The organism is Streptomyces sp. FH025, assembly GCF_017427025.1.
GTDB lineage: Bacteria > Actinomycetota > Actinomycetes > Streptomycetales > Streptomycetaceae > Kitasatospora.
On record NZ_JAFLNG010001015.1, the window covers coordinates 1 to 2,003 of the forward strand.

The following is a 2,003-nucleotide window of genomic DNA, read 5'->3' on the forward strand; positions in this document are numbered from 1 at the left end:
GGGACGATCGCCTTCCGGGCCTCGGTCAGCAGGGACATGACATTACCTCTCACCAGCGGGAGGCCGGTGCGGGCGGTACCTGGGAAGGGCACCGGCGGGCCGGCCGGGAAGCGGTGGCCGGCGACTGCGGCCCCGCGTACGTCCCTCGTCGGAGGGCGCACGTCATGGCAAACGCGCCGGTTCCAAGGGCGTTGCGCCGAACGCGCACGGATCACTCCAACGGCGGATCGCGCGGCGTTTCCGCCATGCCGGGGGGACGTCGCTGACCTGCGTGGACGCCGTTGCCGGAAAGGCGCGCGACTTGCCAGCACGGCAGGGTCTTTGGACCCTCGCCGCACGGCGGTGCGAAGGCCAGCATGGTGGCGGAGAAGGAGGAACCTGATGACCCGTCTGCGCCACCGGCCCGCCCTCGACGTCCGGGTGGAGATCCGCGGCGAGCTGCCGCGCGAGGACGCCGAGTACGCCCGGGCCCGGGCGCTGGACACCGCCACCGTCCTCGGCCCGGACGCCCACGGGCTGCGGCTGCGGCTCACCCGCAGCCGCGACCGCTCGATCGCCCGGCCCGCCCTCGCCCAGGTGGGCGTGGAACTGGACGAGTTGGGCCCGGTCCGGGTGCAACTCGCCACCCGCACCGCCCGGGAGGCCGTCGACCTGGTGCTCGGCACCCTCGCCGGACGGGCCGGACGGCTGCGCGAGCAGGGCGACATAGGGCTGGCCGCCGCCTACGAGAGCGCCTACCGCCCGCAGTTCGCGGACCGTCCGCTGGCCCAGCGGCGGATCGCCCGGCACAAGGCGGTCGTGCTCGCCCGCCGGACGCCCGAGCAGGCGGGACGCGAACTCGTGGCGCTGGACCGCCGGTTCCACCTGTTCGCGGACGCCGCGAGCGGACGGGACAGCGTGGTGCACCGCTGCCCGCTGAGCGGTGCGGTGGAGCTGTGGACCGCGGACACCGACCGGGAGCCCCCGTTCGGCCTCCCCGAGGCGGCCCGCCGACTCTGGCTCACCGGCCGCCCGTTCGTCTGCCACACCGACCCCGGCGACGGCCGCGCCCGGGTGCTGTACCGCCGCTACGACGGCCACTACGGACTGATCGAACCGGTGCGGGACGGCCGTTGCGGGGTGGGGATCCCCTCGCTGCGGGGCTGACCGGGCGCGGGACCGGCCGGGCACCCGGCTGACCGGATGCCGGACCGATCGGTCACGGGGCCGATCGGGCACAGGACCGATCGGGCACCACCACCTCCAGACTCCATCAACTCCACGACAGGGACCGGGACCATGGACTGTGACGACGAAGTCATGCTGACCGTCCGGATCACCGCCGCCGAGCGGGCGCTGCTGCGCGACCTCGCCCGCGGCCACGGCGGCGACGTCTCCGAGGTGGCGGTCGACGGCCTGCTGGAGGTCGTCCCGGCGCTGCACGACGACAGCTCGGTGCTGCCGCTGCTCCGGGTCCTGGCCCGGCCCGCGCCCTGCGCGTTGACCGTCTGGCTGCCCGCCCCGGTCGCGGACCTGCTGCCGCTGCTGGGCGAGCGGCTCGCGCGCACCGGTGGGCCCTCGGCCGGGCCGGCCAGTGCCGCGCTCTCCGTCGCCCTGCGGCTCTGGCTGGCCGGTGACCGCCGCGCGCTCGCCGCCGGGCTGGACCGGCTGCACGGCGGCTACGGCACCGCCGCCCCGAGGGCCCTCGAACCGGTACGGGTGCGGAACGCGGCCTGACCGTCGCGACAGGGGTGACGACACGTCATATGCCAGGCGGTGATGGCATGTCCAGGGCGCGAACTTGGCTGGTCAAAGCCCTGGCGACCGCCCGTCGAGAGGTCTAGCATTCCGTCTCGGCCGCCGGAGTCCCACGCCCCGGGGCTCCGGCCGGGTGGCCGCCACCACCCCCTGCCGGGGAGCGCATACCCCCCGAGCGCGCTCCCCGGCACCTCCGTGTCCGCAGATGCCGGGCACCCGGCGTGTCGAATCCGCCGGAGTCGCCTGCGGACGGCGAACCGCAAACC

Annotated in this window: 2 protein-coding genes; both read left to right on the top strand. The window is 75.4% G+C overall.

The window, feature by feature from the left end; translation table 11 throughout:
- Positions 1-381 precede the first annotated feature (381 nt).
- Positions 382-1,146 (top strand): sigma 54 modulation/S30EA ribosomal C-terminal domain-containing protein, encoded by a 765-nt coding sequence (locus tag J0670_RS36760; protein ID WP_207817121.1) that lies wholly within the window; start codon positions 382-384, stop codon positions 1,144-1,146.
- Between the two features lie 132 nt (positions 1,147-1,278).
- A complete protein-coding gene (locus tag J0670_RS36765) occupies positions 1,279-1,716 on the top strand; it encodes a hypothetical protein (protein ID WP_207817122.1) in 438 nt (145 codons plus the stop codon).
- The last annotated feature ends 287 nt before the right edge of the window (positions 1,717-2,003 follow it).

Excerpts from the sequence above, each read along its gene's own strand:
- J0670_RS36760 (WP_207817121.1), top strand. The coding sequence starts at position 382 with ATGACCCGTCTGCGCCACCGGCCCGCCCTCGACGTCCGGGTGGAGATC.
- J0670_RS36765 (WP_207817122.1), top strand. The coding sequence starts at position 1,279 with ATGGACTGTGACGACGAAGTCATGCTGACCGTCCGGATCACCGCCGCC.